Consider the following 19,435-nt stretch of genomic DNA (forward strand, 5'->3'; position numbering starts at 1 on the left):
GCGCGCGGGGGACGGCGCCGGCGGGTTTTCACCCGCCGCGTGACGTTCGCAGGACGAAGACACGACCCGCCGGCTTTATTCCGGCTGATCGCGCCGCCAATCTTCGTAGGAATCCAGCCCGGTCTCGAGATAGCTGGGAAAGATATCGATCTCGAACAGGCGATGGCTCGCCGGGCCGCTGTGCTGCGCTTTCGCGTCGCGAATGGCGGTTTTGAGGTCGGACGGCTCATAATCGCCGCGGCCGATATAAGTGAGGGCGAGAAGCTCCGCCTGCTCGTCGACATTCAGCGAGTCGATCATCGCGGCGACCTCCTCGCGCGTGCCGTCGACGTCCTCGTCCTCCTCGGCGAGTGCGGCGTCGGAGCGCTCATAGCCCGTGCCGGCGTCGAGCTCGGTCTCGATCTCCGGCTCGTCGTCCTCCGCGTCGGGCATTTCGAACACCACGGCGCTCGCCTTCGCGACGATGAGGCGAACGAGATCGGGATCGACATTGAGGTCGAGGTCCGCATTCTCCTCGCCGCTCTCCTCTACGCTCATCGCTTGGCCTCCTTGGCCTTCTTGTCGGTGCTGTAGCGATTGCCTTTGCCGAGCTCAGCTTTTGCCCGGACGTCCTTGTCCGTCAACTTGGCGCTTTCGACGGGATCGGCGTCCGGCGTCAATTTGGCGTCGGGCATGACCTGGCGCTCGTTGCGCACGCTCTCCTGATCGTCGCCCTGAAGCGCGTTGCGCCCCATGATGTCGCCGGCGAGATCCTCTTCCGAGGGCATGCCTTTGTTGGGATCCTTGGATGGGTTGGAACGGGCCATGAGTTTCGGCTCCTCTCGTTGCTTCCCCACCAACCACGAAGGCCGGGTGATGGTTTCGCGACGGTTTCGCGCAGACGCGCTGCGCTTCGGCTTGACGGGGGCCTGCGGCGGGCGTACTTAGCCCTCGCGCGGCACAGGCTGCGCCCCCACGTCCGTCAGCGCGTAGCGCCCACGGGCGCGTTTTGCGTTGCGTCGATTTACCAACGGGTGGAGCCATGTTCGACAGTCTTTCAGATCGCCTTTCCGGCATCTTCGACAAGCTGACGCGGCGTGGCGCGCTGTCGGAGAGCGACGTCGACATGGCGTTGCGCGAGGTGCGCCGCGCGCTTCTGGAGGCCGACGTCGCGCTTCCGGTCGCCCGCGACTTCATCGAGCGCGTGCGCGAGAAGGCGGTCGGCGCCCTCGTCGTGAAGTCGGTGACGCCGGGCCAGATGGTCGTGAAGATCGTCCATGACGAGCTCGTCGCGACGCTCGGCGAGACGGCCGAGCCGATCGACCTGCACGCCGCCCCGCCGCTGCCGATCATGATGGTCGGTCTCCAGGGCTCCGGTAAGACGACGACGTCCGCCAAGATCGCCCGCCGCCTCCAGACGCGTGACAAGAAGCGCGTTTTGATGGCCTCGCTCGACGTGCAGCGCCCCGCCGCGCAAGAGCAGCTCCGCGTGCTCGGCGAAGAGAACGACATCGAGACGCTGAAGATCATCCCGAACCAGACGCCGACGCAGATCGCCGAACGGGCGATGACCGCGGCGCGTCTCGGCGGGTTCGACGTCGTCATCCTCGACACCGCCGGCCGTCTCCATGTCGACGAGCCGCTGATGCACGAGATGGCCGACATCAAGAAGGCCACCAACCCGCACGAGATCCTCCTCGTCGCCGACTCGCTGACCGGTCAGGATGCCGTCAACGTCGCCAAGTCGTTCGATGAGCGGGTTGGCATCACCGGCATCGTCCTCACCCGCGTCGATGGTGACGGGCGCGGCGGCGCGGCGCTCGCGATGCGCGCGACGACCGGCAAGCCGATCAAGCTGATCGGTGTCGGCGAGAAGGCGGACGCGCTCGAGGAATTCCACCCCAAGCGTATCGCCGACCGTATTCTCGGCATGGGCGACATCGTCTCCCTAGTGGAGAAGGCTGCCGAGCACGTCGACGCCGAGAAGGCGCAGGCGATGGCCAAGAAGATGGCCAAAGGCGGCTTCGACCTCGACGATCTGAAAGATCAGCTCGGCCAGATGGAGAAGATGGGCGGCCTCGGCGGGCTGATGGGCATGATGCCCGGCATCGGCAAGATGAAGAAGCAGATGGCCGAGAGCGGGCTCGACGACAAGGTGATCAAGCGGCAGGTCGCGATCATCAATTCGATGACCCGTGAGGAGCGCAAGAAGCCGGACGTCCTGAAGGCGAGCCGCAAGAAGCGCGTCGCCGCCGGCTCGGGCACCCGCGTCGAGGAGGTGAACAAGCTCCTCAAGATGCACCGCCAGATGGCGGACATGATGAAGATGATGGGCAAGAAGAAAGGCGGCCTGATGGGCGGCCTCGGCGCCATGATGGGTGGCGGCGGTATGCCCAAGATGCCGGCCGGCATGGAGAATATGGACCCGGCCGAGCTCGAGAAGCTCGCCAAGCAGATGCCCGCCAATGCGGGTGGCGGAATGCCCGGCCTCGGCGGCGGCTTGCCGGGTCTCGGCGGGATGCCGGGTGGCGGCCTTCCGGGCCTCGGCGGTCTTCCGGGCCTGCCGGGCGGTCACGGCAAGGGCAAGCGCGCGAAGGGCAAAAAGCGGTGACGATCGCGTTCTCCCCCCTCGAAGCCGAAGCGCGCGAGCGGTCTGAGCGCGCGGCGCTCGGCGGCTTTGCGATGCCGCGTCTCATCGAGACGGAGCGGCTCGTGCTCGAGCCGATGGGCGTCCACCAGCTCCGCGATTTCGCGACCTTCTGGGCCGATCCCGATTCCACCACGTTCGTCGGCGGAGTGAAGGACCTCCCCGGCGCGTTCGAGATGATGGCCCGGATGACCGGCCAGTGGTGGGTGTACGGCTTCGGCGTCTACGGCCTCACCACCCGCGCGGGGGATTTCGTCGGCTATGCCGGCCCGTGGTTCCCGGCCGACCGGCCCGAGATCGAGATCATGTACGGCCTTCTGCCTGGATTTCGCGGCAAGGGGTACGGCGCGGAGGCGGTGCGGGCGATCCGTTCGGTCGCCGAGGCGTGCGGCGCGCCGTCGCTCGTCAGCTATATCGCGCCGGACAATGCCGCCTCGCACAAGCTCGCTCTGTCCGCCGGCGCGACGCTCGACGGGCGGACGCGGCTCGGCGATGACGCGATCGCGGCCGACGTGCTGCGCTATGAGTGCGCCGGCCATCCGGTGCCCGACATCGCCGACGATGAGCGCGAGGTGCTCCTCGAGACGAGCGCGATGCCGCTCACGATCCGCACCCGGCGGCTGACGCTCACCCAGTGGCGGCCCGATCACCTGCCCCGCCTCGCCGCCCATGTCGCGGACGAGGAGACGATGCGCTTTCTCGGCGGCACCCGCCGTTATGGCGAGGCCTCGCGGCTCCTGTTCGCGCTCGCCGGGCAGTGGATGTTGCGCGGCTACGGCTTTTATGCCGTGGAGCATGACGGGGCGTTCGTCGGCTCGGTCGGGCTCTATCACCCGGCCGGATGGCCCGAGGTCGAGCTCGCTTACAACATCACCGCGGACGCGCGCGGTCGCGGCTTCGCGCAAGAGGCGGTCAGCGCCGTGCGCGACGTCGCCTGCGAGCAGGGCCGCATCCGTCTCGTCTCGTTCATCGACGAGGCGAACACCGCATCGCTCAGTGTGGCGCGCCGTCTCGGCGCCACGCATGAGGGGATGGCCGAACTCTCCGGCGAACGCGCCGCCGTCTGGCGGCATCGGATGCCGGATCGTCCCGCGCTCGATCGCGCGATCGGCCTTCGCGCGAACGAGACATCGACACCGGCGTATTGACGCCAACAACGAACCCGGTCGCCCGAGCGGCGCCAATTTTCCGAAGGAGAACCCGAAGTGTCCACCCGTATTCGCCTCGCCCGCGGCGGCTCCAAGAAGCGCCCCTATTATCGCATCGTCGTTGCCGACGTGCGCTCGCCGCGCGATGGCCGTTTCATCGAGAAGGTCGGCACCTACAACCCGATGCTCGCGAAGGACCATCCGGAGCGCGTGACCCTCATCGAGGAGCGCATCCGCCATTGGTTGACGCAGGGCGCCCAGCCGACCGATCGCGTGCTCCGCTTCCTCGATCAGGCCGGCATCGCGAGCCGTCCCGACCGGTCCAACCCGAACAAGGCGAAGCCCGGCAAGAAGGCCCAGGAGCGCGCCGATGCGCGTGCCGCCGCCGCGGCCGAGGCTGCCGAAGCCACCGAAGCGCCCGAGAGCGCCGAGGCGTAAGACCGACGGGACCGGGTTCATGGAACGCGTCGCGGTCTCCGCGGCGCGTTCTGGCCCGTCCGCGAGAGGCGAGCCGGACCTTGTCCGGCAATGATGGAGCGGTGAATGAGTGAGCGGCGGATCGTCATCGCCACGATCGGTGCACCCCATGGCGTGCGCGGGGCCGTGAAGCTCAACGTTTTCGCCGAGGACCCCCTCGCTTTGCGCCGCTACAACCCCTTCGAGGACGAGGCGGGGCGGCGCTACAAGCTCACCTCCGTCAAGCCGATCGGCAAGGCGATCGTCGCCGCCGTCGAAGGGATCGCGGACCGCAACGCCGCAGAGACGCTGCGCGGCACGTCGCTCATGGTCCCCCGCAGCCGGCTGCCGCGGCCGGAGGACGACGAATTCTACCATGTCGATCTCATCGGCCTCGAGGCGCGCCTCGTCGATGGGGCCGTGCTCGGCATCGTGCGCAATGTCGCCGACTATGGCGCGGGCGATATTCTCGACATCGAAGGCGAGCGGGACGCGCTGGTGCCCTTCACGCGCGCGGTGGTGCCGGAGGTGAATATCGCCGAAGGCTATCTCGTGATCGACCCGCCGCTCGGCCTTCTCGACGACGCCGAGCCCGGCGAGGGCGAGATGGAAAGCGCCGAGATGGAGGGCGACGGCTCGGACGCTGATCACGCCGCCGATTTTGCCGGGCCCGGCGACGACGCCGACAGCGAAGAGGGCGAAGGGCCCGCCCGCTGATGTTCGCGGCGACCATTCTCACGCTCTATCCCGAAATGTTTCCCGGCCCCCTCGGCGCCGCGCTCGCCGGCCGTGCGCTGCGCGACGGGCGCTGGTCACTCGACGCCGTCGACATTCGCGACTACGCGACCGACCGCCACCGCTCGGTCGACGACACGCCGGCCGGCGGCGGTCCCGGCATGGTGATGCGGCCCGACGTCCTCGCCGCCGCGATCGACGGGGCGGGCGGTGCCGGCCCGCGTCTATTGATGAGCCCGCGCGGCCGGCCATTCACGCAAACGGATGCGCAAAGCCTCGCCCAAGGCGACGGGGTCACGATCGTCTGCGGCCGCTTCGAGGGTGTCGACGAGCGCGTCATCGAGGCGCGGGGGCTCGTCGAGGTCTCGCTCGGCGATTTCATCCTGTCGGGCGGCGAGATCGCGGCGCTCGCGATGCTCGACGCGGTCGTTCGGCTGCTTCCGGGCGTCATGGGCAATGCGGCGTCCGGTGAGGAGGAGAGCTTCGCCGACGGCCTCCTCGAACATCCGCAATACACCCGCCCGGCGGAGTGGGAGGGGCGGACGATCCCCGCGGTCCTCACCAGCGGCGATCATGCCAAGGTCGCGGCCTGGCGGCGTGCCGAGCGCGAGCGCCTCACCGCAGAGCGCCGGCCGGACCTTCTCGCCCGTCCGGCGCGCTGACCTTCAACGGCGTCCTGCCGACCGGACGCCGCCCAATCCGTTCGGCACCCCGCCCGGCGCGCTGGGGACGGCTGCTTGCGTTTCGGCGACGAAGCCCCAAATATCACTGACGAGAGGGCGCCCGATGGGCCCTCTCAACGGTCGCTTGTCGCAAGGACTGCAAACGATGACTCGGATGACCCCTCTCTCGAGCCCGCTGCTTCTGGGCTTTGAAGAGATAGAGCGCGTGCTGGATCGCGTGACAAAGAGCGGGAGCGATGGCTACCCGCCCTATAATATCGAACGCATTTCCTCGGAGATCGGAGACAAGCTGCGTATCACGCTCGCCGTGGCGGGCTTTACGCGGGATCAGCTTTCCGTCACCGTGGAAGACAATCAGCTCGTGATCCGTGGCCAACAATCCCCCGAGGCGGACATGGGCCGCCAATTTCTCCACCGTGGGATCGCGGCCCGGCAGTTTCAGCGCGCCTTCGTGCTCGCGGAGGGGATTGAGATTTTGAGTGCGGCGCTCGCCGATGGGCTGTTGTCCATCGACCTCGCGCGTCCCGAGCCGGAGCGGACGGTACGTACCATCGAGATCGGTGCCAACCCGGCGCCGCAGTCGAGGAGTTCGTGAGTTATGACTGAGATCGAACGCAATTCCGCCGAACAGACCCACACCATCAGCGCCGAAACGCTGGCTGAACTCGGGTCCGGTCACGTCGCTTATGTGCGCTCCTTCCGTTCGGAGGAGGTGTCCGCACTCTTCCCCAACGCGCCCGAAATTGCGCCGGGCTTAAGGTTGTGGGCGCTCTTGTCGGCCAACGGCACGCCGATCGTGCTCGCCGATACGCCGCAGGCGGTGCTCGCCAACGCGATGGAGAACAACCTCGTCACGGTCAGCGTGCACTGAGGATTCGGACGGCCCGCGCGCGTCGCGGGCGAACGGGGCGCGGTCGGTGCCGCGCCCGTCTGTGAGTGAGGGCGTTTCCCCGCCCGAGCCGGAACAGGGTGTGTTTCCGCGGTGAAGCTGGAGCAAGGCGCGGACCCGCGTCTTTGCCAGAATAAAGCGCGTATCCGCGCGCGTGCCCGAATAAGGCGCGATCCCGCGCGTGTGCGAGAATAAGCCTCAGTCGCGCGCGTGTGCCAGAATAAGGTGCAGTCGCGCCTGTGCCAGGAGGGCCGCCCGGTGCGGCCCTTTTGTTTGTCCGCCGCTGCGCCCGGTCCTCAATAATCGTAGGGGCGGCCGGTGCTGCCGAGTGGGTTGGGCGTCGCCGTGCGATAGGTCCAATGGAAGGCGGCGAGGATCATCATCGCCGCCGCGATCGCGACCGACAGGAGCGTGTCGAACGTGCGCATCGCGCCCGCGCCGATGAAGGCGGCGTTCATCACCGTTTCGGTCAGCGTCGCCACGGCGAACACCAGCGTTCCGCCGACGCGCCACCCGACGCCGCCCCGATAGGCGAGAAAGCCGATCAGCGCGACGAGCGCGTAAAGCGCGGTCGCGATCCCCGCCGCGGCCGGCGTCGCCTCACCGCCGAGGACGGCGGCCGGCATCATCACCGTCATCACCGCGAGGAAGGCATAGCGCGCGCCCATCATCACCAGGAGCCCGACCGAGAGGGCGACATCCATCACGCGCGCCCGGGTGAACGGGCGCCGACGCCGCCACAGGACGACGAGGCCGGCCACGATGGCGAGCGGCAGGAAGGCGATGGTGTCGAAGACGGCGAGGCTCGCCAGGGTCGAGATGATCATACGGGACGCAACAACTCCTATTTGGTCGCCACCAGGGCCACGATGGGGTCGGGCTGTTCTGCGGTCGCCGTCCGATCGCATCAAGCCCGTGCGGGGCGCCATCCTCACTCTCTAGCATGGCTCCAGGCGCTGCGTATGGCCGCTTTTGTCCTAGGGGCACGCGAACTTTATATGGGGGCATGGACTTCCGTTCCGCATCGACGCATTTTCCGCCGCAGCCTTGAGGGGAGACCCGTGATTCTGAAAAATCTGACCGCGCCTCTGCCGGATTGCGTGCGTTATCGCGTTCCGCTCTACGACCCGTCCTTTCCCTATATCCTCCTGTGGAGCCAGAAATCCGGCTGCACCACGGTGGTGAAGTGGTTCTTCGCGCAGCTCGGCCTGCTCGACGAGGCGCTGGCCCATAATCTGTGGATCCACAATTACGAAACCGAGGTCTTCAAGCAGCGCAAAGGCTACAAGCGCGAGCTCACCGCGGCGCTGCGCGAGGGAACGCACAAGGTCGTGAAGGTCGTTCGCGATCCGATGGTGCGCGCGCCGAGCGCCTTTCTCGTGCTCGCCGAACGGGGCGCGATCATCACCCACCGCCGCCACTGGGTGCAGGATCATTGGCTCCTCGTCGACGAGTGGCTCGCCGCGCGCGGCCAGGATCCGAAGGACGGCATCAATTTTCTCGAGCATCTCGAGATGGTGGACGAATTCGAGACCCGCTCGCCGCAGAGCATCAACCAACATCTGTCGCCCCAGTTCATCACCGGGGAGGACGAGTTCGTCCAGCGCATCGTGCCGATCGAGCGGTTCAATGATTGGGTGGCCGAGGTCAGCGGCGAGCCCGGCGTCAAGCCGATCGACATGGACGCGATCGAAGGGTCGAGCCACCATCACGGCTCCGACGCGGATCGGACCGCCGCCCTCGGCGATACGCCGGAAACGGCGCGGATCACGCGCGGCTGCTATGCCGATGGCCGCTTCCCGTCGAGCCGCGCCTTCATCAACGAGCGGACGATGCCGAAGATCCGCGAAGCCTACCGGCTCGATTTCGACGCTTACGGCAAAGAATATTAACCCACGGCCCCGCCGGACCGGCGGGGCGCCTGCGGTTTGCGCGAAAATGTCGTGCGCCGGTGTACACCGGCTTTCTGGATGTTCTAGGTTCGTCCTCTTCGACGTTCCAATGGGAAGCCGTCCTCATGATTGCTCGTTGCGCCGCAATCGCCGCATTCTCCCTCGTCGCCGCGGCCGGCCTGTCGCCCGCCAGCGCCGATGACGCCGCCTGTGACCTCGACCGGCCAGTGATGTTCGGCGGGCTCGATTACGGCTCGGCCGCCTTCCACACCGCGCTCGCCCGCTCCATCCTCGAAAAGGGCTATGGCTGCGAGACCGACGTCATCCCCGGCACCACGCTCGTCCTCAATCAGGGCATGGGCCGCGGTGACGTGGACGTTCTGATGGAGGTGTGGACCGCGAACACCGCCCAGGCCTTCCTGGACGCGGAGGCGGAGGGCAAGGTGAAACGCCTCGGCGCGACCTTCCCCGATGCCACGGAAGGCTGGTACGTCCCGCGTTATCTGGTCGAAGGGCCGGACGCGGCGGCACCCGACCTCAAGTCGGTGACCGATCTCGCCGATTACAAGTCGCTGTTCCGCGACCCGGAAGAGCCGGACAAAGGGCGCTTTCTCAACTGCGTGATCGGTTGGCAGTGCGAGATCGTCAATTCCAAGAAGCTGATCGCATACGGGCTCGCCGATGATTATAGCAACGTGCGCCCCGGCGCCGGGGCCGCGCTCGAGGCGACCATCGAATCGGCCTATCTGCGCGAGCAGCCGGTTCTCTTCTATTTCTGGGCGCCGACCTGGCTGATCGGCAAATACGACTTCGTGAAGCTCGAAGAGCCGCCTTATGACGAGGCGATCTGGAACGAGATGATGGCGTCCGACGCGCCGACCAAGGCGACCGCCTATCCGGTGACGCGCGTCGTCATCGGGGCGAACACGGCGTTCACCGAGTCCGCGCCGAACCTTGCGGCCTTCTTCACGAACTACAGCACGACGAGCGCCCAAACGAGCGAAGCGCTCGCCTTCATGCGCGACAACGATGCCGAGGCGCCGGAGGCGGCCGAGATGTTCCTGAAGGAGCATCCCGACGTCTGGAAAGCCTGGGTTCCCGAGGCCGTCGCCGAGCGGGTGTCGGCCTCCATCGGCGAGTAGGCGCACGCGATGCGCGGACCGGGAGAACGGAAACGCCCGCCACTCCCGGCCTCGCGACACGTCACCCACGGCAGGGCCGGGCCGCGTCGCGCCGCATGGGGCCGGCGGGGCCCGTCCCGACCGGCCGAGCGCGCCGAAGGCGCTTATTCCGCGCCCACTCCTGAACGATCGAAGGCGTTCGCGCGCCTCTCCCCTCGGCGCGGTCCCGCGTCACGGAGCCGGACATGAACGACACATTGTTTCTGGGCGAGCGCGTGGGCGATTGGATCCGCGATGCGACCAACGCCTTCGTGAAGTATCTTGTCGTCCAACATGGCGACACGTTCGAGGCGTTCTCGAACTTTCTGCTGCAGGCCCTCGTGTGGCTGGAGCGGCTCCTGCGGGATTCGCCGGTGCTTGCCGTTCTCGCGGCGCTCGGCCTGATCGCCTATGCCGCCTCCCGCTCGCTCAGGCTGGCGATCGCGATGGTCGTCGCGCTCTGGTTCGTCGGCACGCTCGGCCTCTGGACCCAGGCGATGCAGACGATCGCGATCATGATCGTCGCCGTCGGCATCGCGGTCCTCATCGGGGTGCCGGTGGGCGTCCTCACCGCGAAATCCGACCGGGCGCGCTCGATCATCAACCCGATCCTCGATCTGATGCAGACGATTCCGAGCTTCGTCTACCTGATCCCGGCGGTGATGCTCTTCGGCCTCGGCAAGATCCCGGCGGTGCTCGCGACGGTGATCTACGCGACGCCGCCGCTGATCCGCCTCACCGATCTCGGCATCCGCCATGTCGACGCGGAGGTCGTCGAGGCGAGCCGCGCCTTCGGAGCGACGCGCTGGCAGATGCTGACCGGCGTTCAGATCCCGCTCGCCCTTCCTTCGATCATGCAAGGCATCAATCAGACGATGATGATGGCGCTCGCCATGGTGGTCATCGCGTCGATGATCGGCGCGCGGGGTGTCGGCGAGACCGTCCTTCTCGGCCTGCAACGCAACGATGCCGGGCAGGGGCTGATCGGCGGGATCGCCATCGTGATCCTCGCCATTATCTTCGACCGTATCTCGCAGTCGGTCGGGGCTCGCGCCCAAACCCACCGGCATGTCGCGCGTTAGGACGCTGTATGGCTCTCATCGAAGTCGAGAACGTCACGAAGATCTTCGGGCCCGCGCCGAAACGGGCGCTCGAGCGCTATCGCGCCGGCCTCTCGAAGGAGGCGCTTCTCGCCGAGACCGGCCACACGCTCGGCCTCGCCGATGTCTCCCTGTCGATCGAAAAGGGGGAGATCTTCGTCGTCATGGGGCTGTCAGGGTCGGGCAAGTCGACCCTCATCCGCCACATCAACCGGCTCATCGATCCCACCGCCGGGCGCATCATGGTCGACGGGGTGAACGTCCTCGAGATGTCCAACCGGGCGCTGGAGCGTTTCCGCCGCACCACCATGAGCATGGTGTTTCAGCGCTTCGGGCTGATGCCGCATCGCACCGTTCTGCAAAATGTCGGCTATGGGCTCGCGGTGCGCGGGGTGCGCCAGGCGGCGCGGGACGCCAAGGCGATGGAGTGGATCGAGACCGTCGGCCTGTCGGGCTATGAGAACCAGTATCCGACGCAGCTTTCCGGCGGGATGCAGCAGCGCGTCGGCCTCGCCCGCGCGCTCGCGACGGACGCCGAGATCCTCTTGATGGACGAGGCGTTCTCGGCCCTCGACCCGCTGATCCGCAGCCAGATGCAGGACCAGCTCATCGCGCTTCAGGCCAAGCTCGGCAAAACCGTCGTCTTCATCACCCACGATCTCGACGAGGCGCTGCGGCTCGGCGACCATATCGCCATCCTCAAGGACGGGCGCCTCTCCCAGGTGGGCCGGCCGCATGAGATTCTCCTCAACCCGGCCGACGATTATGTCGCCGAGTTCGTCCGCGACGTGAACCGGGCGCGCGTTCTCACCGTCGAGGTGGTGATGAAGCCGCCCCAGGCGCGGCTCACCGGCGAGAACATGCAGCGGGCGCTCGACGAGATGCGGCGCGTCGGGGCGCGCTATGGCTATATCGTCGAGGGCGAGCGCTATCGCGGCGTGACGAGCGCGGCGCGGCTCGAAGAGGCGGTGTCGGGCGCCGGCGGGAACAGCCAGACCCTCTACGACGTCGCCGAGACCGGGCCGACCCTCGCGGCCGACGATGCGCTCGAGACCGCGCTGCCCGCGGCGCTCGAAACCGAATATCCGCTGCCGGTGGTCGGCGATGCGGGCCAGCTCATGGGGGTCGTGTCGCCGAGCGAGATGTCGACCGTGCTCGCCCCGCCGAAGGCGAACGGCGCTCCGCTCGCCTCAAGGCCCGACGACGAGCGTCTCGCCTCCTGAACCGGCCGCCCGCCGCCCCGCCGGAGGTCGCCGTCAGATCCCGAGGGCGAGCTCCTTGTTGCCCTCGGTGAGACGGTGCCACACGTGCGGGACGAACGATCGCCAGGCCTCCAGACGGAAGGCGTGCGCCGCGTCTCGCCGCAGAACGACGGTGATCCCGTCATAGACGGTGCGCGTGCCGTGACCGGAGGGAAAGGCGTCGAGGTCGATCGCGATGCCTTGGGCGAGGAGGGCGGTGACGGCCTCGCCTTCGAGATCGATCGCGATCTCACGGTCGCTGATATCGACGAGGCTGTGCGGGTGGGCCGCGCCGATCCCGGCGAAGGCCGTGGCGATGGGGGCCCGGTCGGCCTCCGGGGCGGTCAGCACCCATTCGTCCGGCCCGAGACAGAGCGATTCGCGCCCCGCCTCGCGGCCTCGAGCGCCGATCGTCGCGAAGATCGGGGCGCCGAAGGCGGTTTCCGCCGCGGCGAGGTCATCGGGCGTGACGCCGATGCGAAGGCTGAAGCGGGCGCCGGTGTCCGCCATCGAGAGGGCGACCGGGCCGTCGGCGTGTGTCGTCATGCTGGGCCTCACAGATGGAACCGCGCGCCGTCGGGATCGTAGAAGACCGGCGCGACGACCTCGGCGGCGATCGTGGTGTCGGGCATCGGCAGATAGAGCGTTTCGCCGATCCGGGCGCGGCCGTCTTTGACGAGGGCGAGCGCGATCGAGCGGCCGAGCGTCTCGCTCCAATAGGATGAGGTGACGTGGCCGATCATCGGCACCGGCGGCCGCGCGTCCTCCTCCACGAGCTGCGCCCCCTCTTCGAGGACGGTCGCGGGATCCCGCGTCAGCAGGCCGACGAGCTGCTTGCGGCCGGTGGCGACGAGATCCGGCCGGGCGAGCGAGCGCATTCCGACGAAGTCGCGCTTCGTCTTGCCGATCGCCCAGGCAAGGCCCGCATCGTCGGGCGTCACTGTCCCGTCGGTCTCCTGGCCGACGATGATGAAGCCCTTCTCGGCGCGCAGGACGTGCATCGTCTCGGTGCCATAGGGCGTGATGCCGTGCGGTTGGCCGGCCGTCCAGATCGCCTCCCACACCGCGAGGGCGTGGCGGGCCGGGACATTCACCTCGAAGCCGAGCTCGCCGGTGAAGCTCATGCGGCAGAGCCGCACCGGAACGCCGGCGACCTTGCATTCGGCGACCGACATATGGGGGAACGCGTCGGCCGCGATGTCGAGCCCTTTGACGAGCGGGGCGAGCACGGCGCGGGCGAGCGGGCCATTGAGGGCGACGGTCGCCCATTCCTCGGTGGTGGAGGTCAGCCAGACCTTGAGATCGGGCCACTCGGTCTGGAGATAGTCCTCCATCATGGTGAGGACGCGGGGCGCGCCGCCCGTCGTGGTGGTGACGTGGAAGCGGTCCTCGGCGATCCGGGCGATCACGCCGTCATCGCGGATGAAGCCGTCCTCGCCGAGAAGCACGCCATAGCGGCAGCGGCCGGGAGCGAGCTTCAGGAAGGGGTTGGTGTAGAGGCGGTTGAGGAACTCCGCCGCGTCCGGGCCGACGACCTCGATCTTGCCGAGGGTCGAGGCGTCGAAGAGGCCGACCGCCTCGCGCGTCGCGCGGCATTCGCGGGCGACGGCCTCGCGCATCGTCTCGTTGCCGCGCGGGAAATAGCGGGCACGGCGCCAGAGGGCGACCGGCTCGAATACGGCGCCTTGCGCCTCGGCCCAGCCGTTGATCGGTGTCTTGCGCGTCACCTCGAAGGTCGCGCCGGCATGATGGTTCGCGAAGGTGCCGAAGGTGGTCGGTGTATAGGGCGGGCGGAAGGTGGTGAGGCCCACCTCCGGCGGCGACTTGCCGAGCGCCTCCGCGGCGATCAGGAGGGCGTTGATGTTGCTGGTCTTGCCCTGATCGGTCGCCATGCCGGTGGTGGTGTAGCGCTTCACATGCTCGATCGAGCGCATCCCTTCACGCACGGCGAGGCGGACGTCTTTGGCGGTGACGTCGTTCTGATGGTCGACGAAGGCCTTGCCCCGTGTCCCGCGCGAGGGAAGGGCGGCGATCGTCGCGCCGGTTTCGACGCGCTCGCCTTCGACGCTGAAATCGTGGACCCGTCCGAGGTGGCCGACTTTGGCGGCGGCCGTGGCGCCGGCGCGGGCCCCGTCCTCGAGCGCGGCCGCGATGCCCCAATGCCCCGCGCCCCCGCCCGCCGTCACGCAGGCTTCCGGCGATTGGCCGGGCAGGAAGGTCTTGAGGTCCTCGTCCCAGACGAGGCTCGCTTTGGTGTGTGAGAACAAGTGCAGCGACGGCGTCCACCCGCCCGACATCAGCACCGCGTCGCAATGGATCGCCCGCGCCGCGCCGATCGTCCCGCCGGTGACGGGGGCGATCTTGAGGCCGGAGACGCGCATCCGCCCCTCGGTGCCGAGCACGGTGTGTCCGGTGGCGACCGCGATGCCGCGACGCGCCGCCTCGTCGAGAAGGACGGGCTCGACCGTCGGCCGCGCGTCGATGATCACCGGGATGGTCGCGCCGGCGTCCGCAAGCTCGAAGGCGGTCGCATAGGCGCTGTCATGGCTCGTGACGACGGCCGGGTGCTCGCCGACGAGGACACCATAGCGGTTCAGCATCGTGCGCGCCGCGCTGGCGAGCATGACGGCCGGCCGGTCGTTGCCGTCGAACACGAGGGGCTTTTCGATCGCGCCCTGGGCGAGGACGACCTCGCGCGCCCTGACGCGCCACAGCCGCTCGCGCGGGGCGCCATCGGGCGGGGAGGCGAGATGGTCGGTCAGCCGCTCGGCGAGGGCGACCATGTTCTGATGGAAATAGCCGAACGCGGTGGTGCGGGGGAGAAGGCGCACGTTCGGAAGGCTCGCGAGTTCGGCGAGCGTTTCGGCGAGGAAGGACCATGCGCCGCGCGCGTCGATCCCGATTTCGGGCATAGACAGGAGGCTGCCGCCCATCTCCGAATGCTCGTCGACGAGGAGGACGCGTGCGCCGCTCCGCCCGGCCGCGAGGGCGGCGGCGAGGCCGGCCGGGCCCGCGCCGACGACGAGAATGTCGGTGTGGTGGTAGCGGGCCGTGTAGCTGTCGGGATCGGCCTCGTGCGGCGCGCGGCCGAGGCCGGCGGCGGCACGGATCACCGGCTCGTAGACATGGTGCCAGAAGGGGCGCGGCCACTTGAAGGTCTTGTAATAGAAGCCCGCGGCGAAGAGGTGCGGGATCGCGTCGTTTATCGCGCCGATATCGAAGCCGAGCGAGGGCCAGCGATTCTGGCTCTCGGCGGCGAGGCCGTCGAACACCTCCTGCATCGTCGCGCGCGTGTTCGGCTCGAACCGGCCAGGGCCGCGCGACGTGCCGATCAGCGCGTTCGCGTCCTCAGAGCCTGCCGACAGGATGCCGCGCGGCCGATGATATTTGAACGAGCGTCCCATCAGATGAACGCCGTTCGCGAGCAGCGCCGAGGCGACCGTGTCGCCCCCGAGCGCGCCATAGGGCTTGCCGTCGAAGGTGAAGCCGACGCGGCGGGTCCGCTCGACGCGGCCGCGGCGCGCCACGCGAAAGGCGCCGTCCGCCACCGGCGCGCCGGTTTCGCGGAAGGCGAGGCCGATCTCGGGTTCGGCGGCGATGTCGCTCATCGTGCGCGCTCCGTTTCGGCGAGGAGGGTGGCAAGGTCCGGCTTCGGCGCGCCGGCTTTGTAGGTCGCGAGGAAGCGGTCGCTCACCGTGTCGCGCACGGCGTTGAAGAAGCGGGCGCAGCCGTGGACGTGCCGCCATCGCTCGAAATGGGGCCCGCGGGCGTTGGTGCGGATGAAGAGAAAGTCTCGCCAAGCCTCGTCGCTCATCGCGGCCGGATCGGCCGGGCGGACGATATGGGCCTCGCCGGCATAGGCGAACTCCACCTCCGGCAGCGTCTTGTCGCAATAGGGGCAGTGAATGAGGAGCATCGTGGCCTCCTGGCGCATCGTCGGGACCATCGGGGGCCGCCTGGATGATGCGAAAGATGGAGCGGGTCTTGCAATCCCCGGATCAGAGCCGGGCGCGCTTTAATGGGCGACGGCGGCGGCCGCGGCCTCGTCGATCAGCCGGCCCGTCGTGAAGCGTTCGAGGGTGAAGGGCGCGTTGATCGGATGCGGCTCGTCCCGCGCGACGGTGTAAGCGAGGGTGTGGGCCGCGCCGGGCGTCGCCTTGAAACCGCCGGTTCCCCAGCCGCAATTGACGTAGAGGCCAGGGACGGGCGTCTTGCCGAGGATCGCCGACCGGTCGGGCGTCACGTCGACGATGCCGCCCCACATGCGCAGCATCCGCATCCGACGGAACATGGGGAACATCTCGCAGATCGCCGCGAGGGTGTGCTCGATCACCGGCAGCCCGCCGCGCTGGGAGTAGCTCGTATACTGGTCGGTGCCCGCGCCGATCACGAGTTCGCCCTTGTCGGACTGGCTGATATAAGCGTGGACCGTGTTCGACATGACGACGCACGGAAAGCACGGCTTCACCGGCTCGGAGACGAGCGCCTGCAGCGGATAGCTTTCGAGCGGGAGGCGCACCCCCGCCGTCTCCATCACGACCGAGGTGTGGCCGGCGGCGGAGACGGCCACCTTCTTCGCCTTGATGAACCCTTTGCCGGTCTCGACGCCGAGGACGGCGCCGTCCGGTCCGCGGCGGATCGCGGTGACGGGGCAATTCTGGATGATGTCGACCCCGCGCGCCGCGGCCGAGCGGGCAAAGCCCCAGGCGACCGCGTCGTGACGGGCCGTTCCGGCGCGCTTTTGGAGCGCGCCGCCGATCACCGGATAACGCGCCGTCGGCGAGACATTCACCGGCGGACAGAACGCCTTCACCTCGGCGGTCGAGAGCCACTGATTGTCGACGCCGTTGAGGCGGTTCGAGTGGATATGCCGGCGGAAGCTCTGCTCGTCGTGCACCGTGTGGGCGAGCATCAGAACGCCCCGGCGGGAGTACATGACGTTGTAGTTCAGGTCCTGCGAGAGGCCCTCCCACAGGTCGAGGGCATGGTCGTAGAGGCGGGCGCTCTCGTCATAGAGATAATTGGAGCGGATGATCGTCGTGTTGCGGCCGGTGTTGCCGCCGCCGAGCCAGCCTTTGTCGATCACCGCGACATTGGTGATGCCGTGCTCCTTGGCGAGATAGTGGGCCGCGCCGAGACCGTGTCCGCCCGCGCCGACGATGACGACGTCATATTCGTCCTTCGGGGTGGCGTCGGGCCATTGCGGGCGCCAATTTTCGTTGGCGCTGAAGGCACCGGACAGAAGTGACATGAAGGAAAAGTGCGTCACGGCGGCCCTCCACTCGAACGCGAGGCCTGAATGTCGCGCCAAGTGAGGATTCGTGCCTGAAGAATTGCGTCGCGCGGGCATGATTTTTGCGACATAGACGAGATTGCGACGATCGGGCCGCGCCCGGGATCGGCCAGCGCCAGCCGCCGGAGATTTCGCGATGGACACGACCACCAAGCCGCGCCTGTCGATCGGCTTCATCCTCGCCGATCGCTTCACCCTGTCCGCCTTTGCCAACTTCGTCGACGTCCTGCGCCTCGCCGCCGACGAGGGCGATCGCTCGCGCCAGATCTTCTGCCGTTGGCACGTCCTTTCGGCGACGATGAACCCGGTGCGGTCGAGCTGCGGGCTCACCGTCCAGCCCGACGCGCGGCTCGGCGATCCGCGTCGCTTCGATTATGTGGTCGTCGTCGGCGGGTTGATCGGGTCGGTGGAGCCGGTGGGGCGGGAGGTCGTCGACTTCCTTCAGGAGGCCGGCCGGGCCGGGGTGCCGCTCGTCGGCATCTGCACCGGGGCGTTCATTCTTCACCATGCCGGACTGATGCAGGGCTATCAGTGCTGCGTCTCCTGGTTCCATCGCGACGATTTTCTCGACGAGTTCGAGGGGCTGGAGCCGGTGTCCGATCAGATCTTCGTCGTCGACCGGGATCGGATGACGTGTTCCGGCGGCGTCAGCTCGGCCCATCTCGCGGCCCATCTCGTGGAGCGCCATATCGGCCGCGTCGCGGCGAAGAAGAGCCTCAACATCATGATCATCGAGGAGGCGCTCGCGGCGGAGCGGCCGCAGCCCGTCCCGCTCGATCTGTCGACCCGCGACGAGCTGGTGCGCCGCGCGCTCACCCTGATGCGTGAGACGATCGAGGCGCCGCTGACGGTCGCCCGCCTTGCCCAGCGCCTCCACGTCAACCGGCGGACCCTGGAACGCCATTTCGCCGAAGCGCTCGGCCTGTCGCCGCAGGAGGCGGCGCGGGCGATCCGGCTTGCGAAGGTGAAGCAGCGTCTCGACGATCCGTCCGAGAGCATCACGCGGATCGCGGCGGAGACCGGCTTTTGCGACGTCTCCCACCTCGTGCGCACCTTCCGCGCCGCGGAGGGGATGACGCCGCACGCCTGGCGGCGCGTGCGTCAGGCGACGTTGCTGCCGTCAGAGGTCTGAGGCGAAGGCGGCCTCGATCCAGGCGACGAACGCCTCCACCGCCGGCTCGTCGCGCACATGATCGGGGACGACGACATGATGCCCGTCGCCGGGGGTGACCGACACGTCGCCGAGACGGACGAGGCGGCCGTCGGCGAGCGGGCGTTCGAGGAGATTGTGCCAGCCGAGCGTGACGCCTTCGCCGTTGATCGCGGCATAGACGGCATCGCTATAATGGTTAAAGCGCAGCCCGCTGCGGCGTGAGGGGCGTTTCAGCCCCGCCATGGTGAACCACTGGCGCCAGGTGAGCCAGGAGGGCTCCTCCGGGTCGATCTCGATCAGCGGCAATTCGCACAGCCGCGCGATGTCGAAATCTTCGGGCAAGCCGTCGGCGAAATCGGGGCTGCACACCGGATAGGCGGTCTCGGGGTGAGAGACGAGGGCCGTTCCGTCGCGAAACGGGCTCTTGCCGAAGCGCAACAGCACGTCGACCCCGCCATCGCGCAGGTCCACCGGCACATCCTGCGAGATGACGCGCAGCTCGAGCTCGGGATGCTCGTTGCGGAAGGAGGGCAGGCGCGGCAGGAGCCAGAAGTGGGAAAAGGCGAGGGTGGTCGAGACGATGAGCGTGTCGGCCGGCGTCGGATTGCGCACCACTTCGATCGCATCGGAAATCCGCTCGAAGGACTGGCCGACCGCCTCGGCGAGAACGCGGCCGGCGCGGGTGAGCTGAATCTTGCGATGGGCGCGGACGAAGAGGGGCGTGTTGAGGTCGTCCTCCAGCGTGCGGATCTGGCGGCTGACGGCAGCTTGCGTGACGCCGAGTTCGTTGGCGGCCTTGGTGAAACCGCCGAGCCGCGCCGCGGCCTCGAACACCGCGAGTGTCCCGAGAGAGGGGACGCTGCGCTTGAACGTCGTCATGGCGTTCGTCCTCCGTCCTTGGCGCTGCACGCTCGATACATAATCTGGCGTAATGCTGAACCCAACTTATTTGTAGGGCAAGACGGATTTACCGTGATCGAGAGTCGCGCGCGAGACGCGCGGCGGCGGCTCCGGCCCATTCCGACCAACGACTTGGTTGAATTCTTCGCGAGGTCTTGC

At 68.0% G+C, this 19,435-nt stretch carries 20 protein-coding genes; 12 read left to right on the forward strand and 8 right to left on the reverse strand.

The features are described 5' to 3' along the window. Window positions 1–75 precede the first annotated feature (75 nt). Complete coding sequence (locus L1787_RS02710; protein WP_235706930.1) at window positions 76–537, reverse strand: DUF3775 domain-containing protein; 462 nt, start codon at window positions 535–537, stop codon at window positions 76–78. Beyond that, on the reverse strand, window positions 534–806 hold the full coding sequence (locus tag L1787_RS02715; protein ID WP_235706931.1) for a hypothetical protein: 273 nt from the start codon (window positions 804–806) through the stop codon (window positions 534–536). The genes L1787_RS02710 and L1787_RS02715 overlap by 4 nt, the downstream gene beginning before the upstream one ends. Before the next feature lie 215 nt (window positions 807–1,021). Here L1787_RS02715 and ffh point away from each other — a divergent pair, with 215 nt between their 5' ends. The 7 genes from ffh to L1787_RS02750 all read left to right on the forward strand — a co-directional run bounded on the left by ffh (window position 1,022) and on the right by L1787_RS02750 (window position 6,519). Then, window positions 1,022–2,590, forward strand: a complete 1,569-nt coding sequence (gene ffh / locus L1787_RS02720) for a signal recognition particle protein (RefSeq protein ID WP_235706932.1) — start codon at window positions 1,022–1,024, stop codon at window positions 2,588–2,590. Then, complete coding sequence (locus L1787_RS02725) at window positions 2,587–3,774, forward strand: GNAT family N-acetyltransferase (RefSeq protein WP_235706933.1); 1,188 nt, start codon at window positions 2,587–2,589, stop codon at window positions 3,772–3,774. The genes ffh and L1787_RS02725 overlap by 4 nt, the downstream gene beginning before the upstream one ends. A gap of 57 nt (window positions 3,775–3,831) precedes the next feature. Next, the gene (gene rpsP, locus L1787_RS02730) at window positions 3,832–4,212 is read left to right on the forward strand and encodes a 30S ribosomal protein S16 (protein WP_235706934.1); all 381 of its coding nucleotides are present in this window, start codon (window positions 3,832–3,834) and stop codon (window positions 4,210–4,212) included. A gap of 105 nt (window positions 4,213–4,317) precedes the next feature. After that, window positions 4,318–4,947 carry a ribosome maturation factor RimM gene (rimM, locus tag L1787_RS02735; protein WP_235706935.1) on the forward strand — a complete coding sequence of 210 codons (630 nt, stop codon included), beginning with the start codon at window positions 4,318–4,320 and terminating at the stop codon, window positions 4,945–4,947. Beyond that, window positions 4,944–5,627: a tRNA (guanosine(37)-N1)-methyltransferase TrmD gene (gene trmD / locus L1787_RS02740; protein ID WP_235707164.1), complete on the forward strand. Its 684-nt coding sequence runs from the start codon at window positions 4,944–4,946 to the stop codon at window positions 5,625–5,627. The genes rimM and trmD overlap by 4 nt, the downstream gene beginning before the upstream one ends. A gap of 166 nt (window positions 5,628–5,793) precedes the next feature. Next, window positions 5,794–6,243, forward strand: a complete 450-nt coding sequence (locus L1787_RS02745) for an Hsp20 family protein (RefSeq protein ID WP_235706936.1) — start codon at window positions 5,794–5,796, stop codon at window positions 6,241–6,243. 3 nt (window positions 6,244–6,246) lie between these two features. Further along, on the forward strand, window positions 6,247–6,519 hold the full coding sequence (locus L1787_RS02750; RefSeq protein WP_235706937.1) for a BQ00720 family protein: 273 nt from the start codon (window positions 6,247–6,249) through the stop codon (window positions 6,517–6,519). 314 nt (window positions 6,520–6,833) lie between these two features. Here L1787_RS02750 and L1787_RS02755 read toward each other — a convergent pair whose 3' ends face one another. Continuing rightward, the gene (locus L1787_RS02755; RefSeq protein ID WP_235706938.1) at window positions 6,834–7,364 is read right to left on the reverse strand and encodes a hypothetical protein; all 531 of its coding nucleotides are present in this window, start codon (window positions 7,362–7,364) and stop codon (window positions 6,834–6,836) included. Window positions 7,365–7,598: 234 nt separating this feature from the next. On the opposite strand from L1787_RS02755, the gene L1787_RS02760 reads away from it, so the two are divergent. The 4 genes from L1787_RS02760 (at window position 7,599) to L1787_RS02775 (ending at window position 11,912) form a co-directional block, all read left to right on the forward strand. Next, window positions 7,599–8,429, forward strand: coding sequence for a hypothetical protein (locus L1787_RS02760; RefSeq protein WP_235706939.1), 831 nt, complete (start codon window positions 7,599–7,601; stop codon window positions 8,427–8,429). A 125-nt stretch (window positions 8,430–8,554) separates the two neighbouring features. After that, window positions 8,555–9,571, forward strand: coding sequence for an ABC transporter substrate-binding protein (locus L1787_RS02765; RefSeq protein ID WP_235706940.1), 1,017 nt, complete (start codon window positions 8,555–8,557; stop codon window positions 9,569–9,571). Between the two features lie 224 nt (window positions 9,572–9,795). Then, complete coding sequence (locus L1787_RS02770; protein WP_235706941.1) at window positions 9,796–10,671, forward strand: ABC transporter permease; 876 nt, start codon at window positions 9,796–9,798, stop codon at window positions 10,669–10,671. Window positions 10,672–10,679: 8 nt separating this feature from the next. Continuing rightward, on the forward strand, window positions 10,680–11,912 hold the full coding sequence (locus L1787_RS02775; RefSeq protein ID WP_235706942.1) for a quaternary amine ABC transporter ATP-binding protein: 1,233 nt from the start codon (window positions 10,680–10,682) through the stop codon (window positions 11,910–11,912). A gap of 33 nt (window positions 11,913–11,945) precedes the next feature. On the opposite strand, the gene L1787_RS02780 is transcribed toward L1787_RS02775, so the two are convergent. From L1787_RS02780 to L1787_RS02795, 4 genes are all read right to left on the reverse strand, one after another. Beyond that, window positions 11,946–12,476 (reverse strand): sarcosine oxidase subunit gamma, encoded by a 531-nt coding sequence (locus L1787_RS02780; RefSeq protein WP_235706943.1) that lies wholly within the window; start codon window positions 12,474–12,476, stop codon window positions 11,946–11,948. An 8-nt stretch (window positions 12,477–12,484) separates the two neighbouring features. Further along, window positions 12,485–15,538 carry a sarcosine oxidase subunit alpha family protein gene (locus tag L1787_RS02785; RefSeq protein ID WP_235706944.1) on the reverse strand — a complete coding sequence of 1,018 codons (3,054 nt, stop codon included), beginning with the start codon at window positions 15,536–15,538 and terminating at the stop codon, window positions 12,485–12,487. Then, a complete protein-coding gene (locus L1787_RS02790; RefSeq protein WP_235707165.1) occupies window positions 15,535–15,846 on the reverse strand; it encodes a sarcosine oxidase subunit delta in 312 nt (103 codons plus the stop codon). Before L1787_RS02790 ends, L1787_RS02785 begins: the two co-directional genes overlap by 4 nt. 99 nt (window positions 15,847–15,945) lie before the next feature. Beyond that, the gene (locus tag L1787_RS02795) at window positions 15,946–17,181 is read right to left on the reverse strand and encodes a sarcosine oxidase subunit beta family protein (RefSeq protein ID WP_255720218.1); all 1,236 of its coding nucleotides are present in this window, start codon (window positions 17,179–17,181) and stop codon (window positions 15,946–15,948) included. Between the two features lie 178 nt (window positions 17,182–17,359). Here L1787_RS02795 and L1787_RS02800 point away from each other — a divergent pair, with 178 nt between their 5' ends. After that, window positions 17,360–18,355 (forward strand): GlxA family transcriptional regulator, encoded by a 996-nt coding sequence (locus L1787_RS02800; protein WP_235706946.1) that lies wholly within the window; start codon window positions 17,360–17,362, stop codon window positions 18,353–18,355. Here the strand turns inward: L1787_RS02800 and L1787_RS02805 are convergent. Then, on the reverse strand, window positions 18,344–19,255 hold the full coding sequence (locus tag L1787_RS02805) for a LysR substrate-binding domain-containing protein (RefSeq protein WP_235706947.1): 912 nt from the start codon (window positions 19,253–19,255) through the stop codon (window positions 18,344–18,346). The genes L1787_RS02800 and L1787_RS02805 overlap by 12 nt on opposite strands. Window positions 19,256–19,435: the final 180 nt, after the last annotated feature.

It is taken from the genome of Acuticoccus kalidii (assembly GCF_021556395.1).
In the GTDB taxonomy this organism is placed as follows: domain Bacteria; phylum Pseudomonadota; class Alphaproteobacteria; order Rhizobiales; family Amorphaceae; genus Acuticoccus; species Acuticoccus kalidii.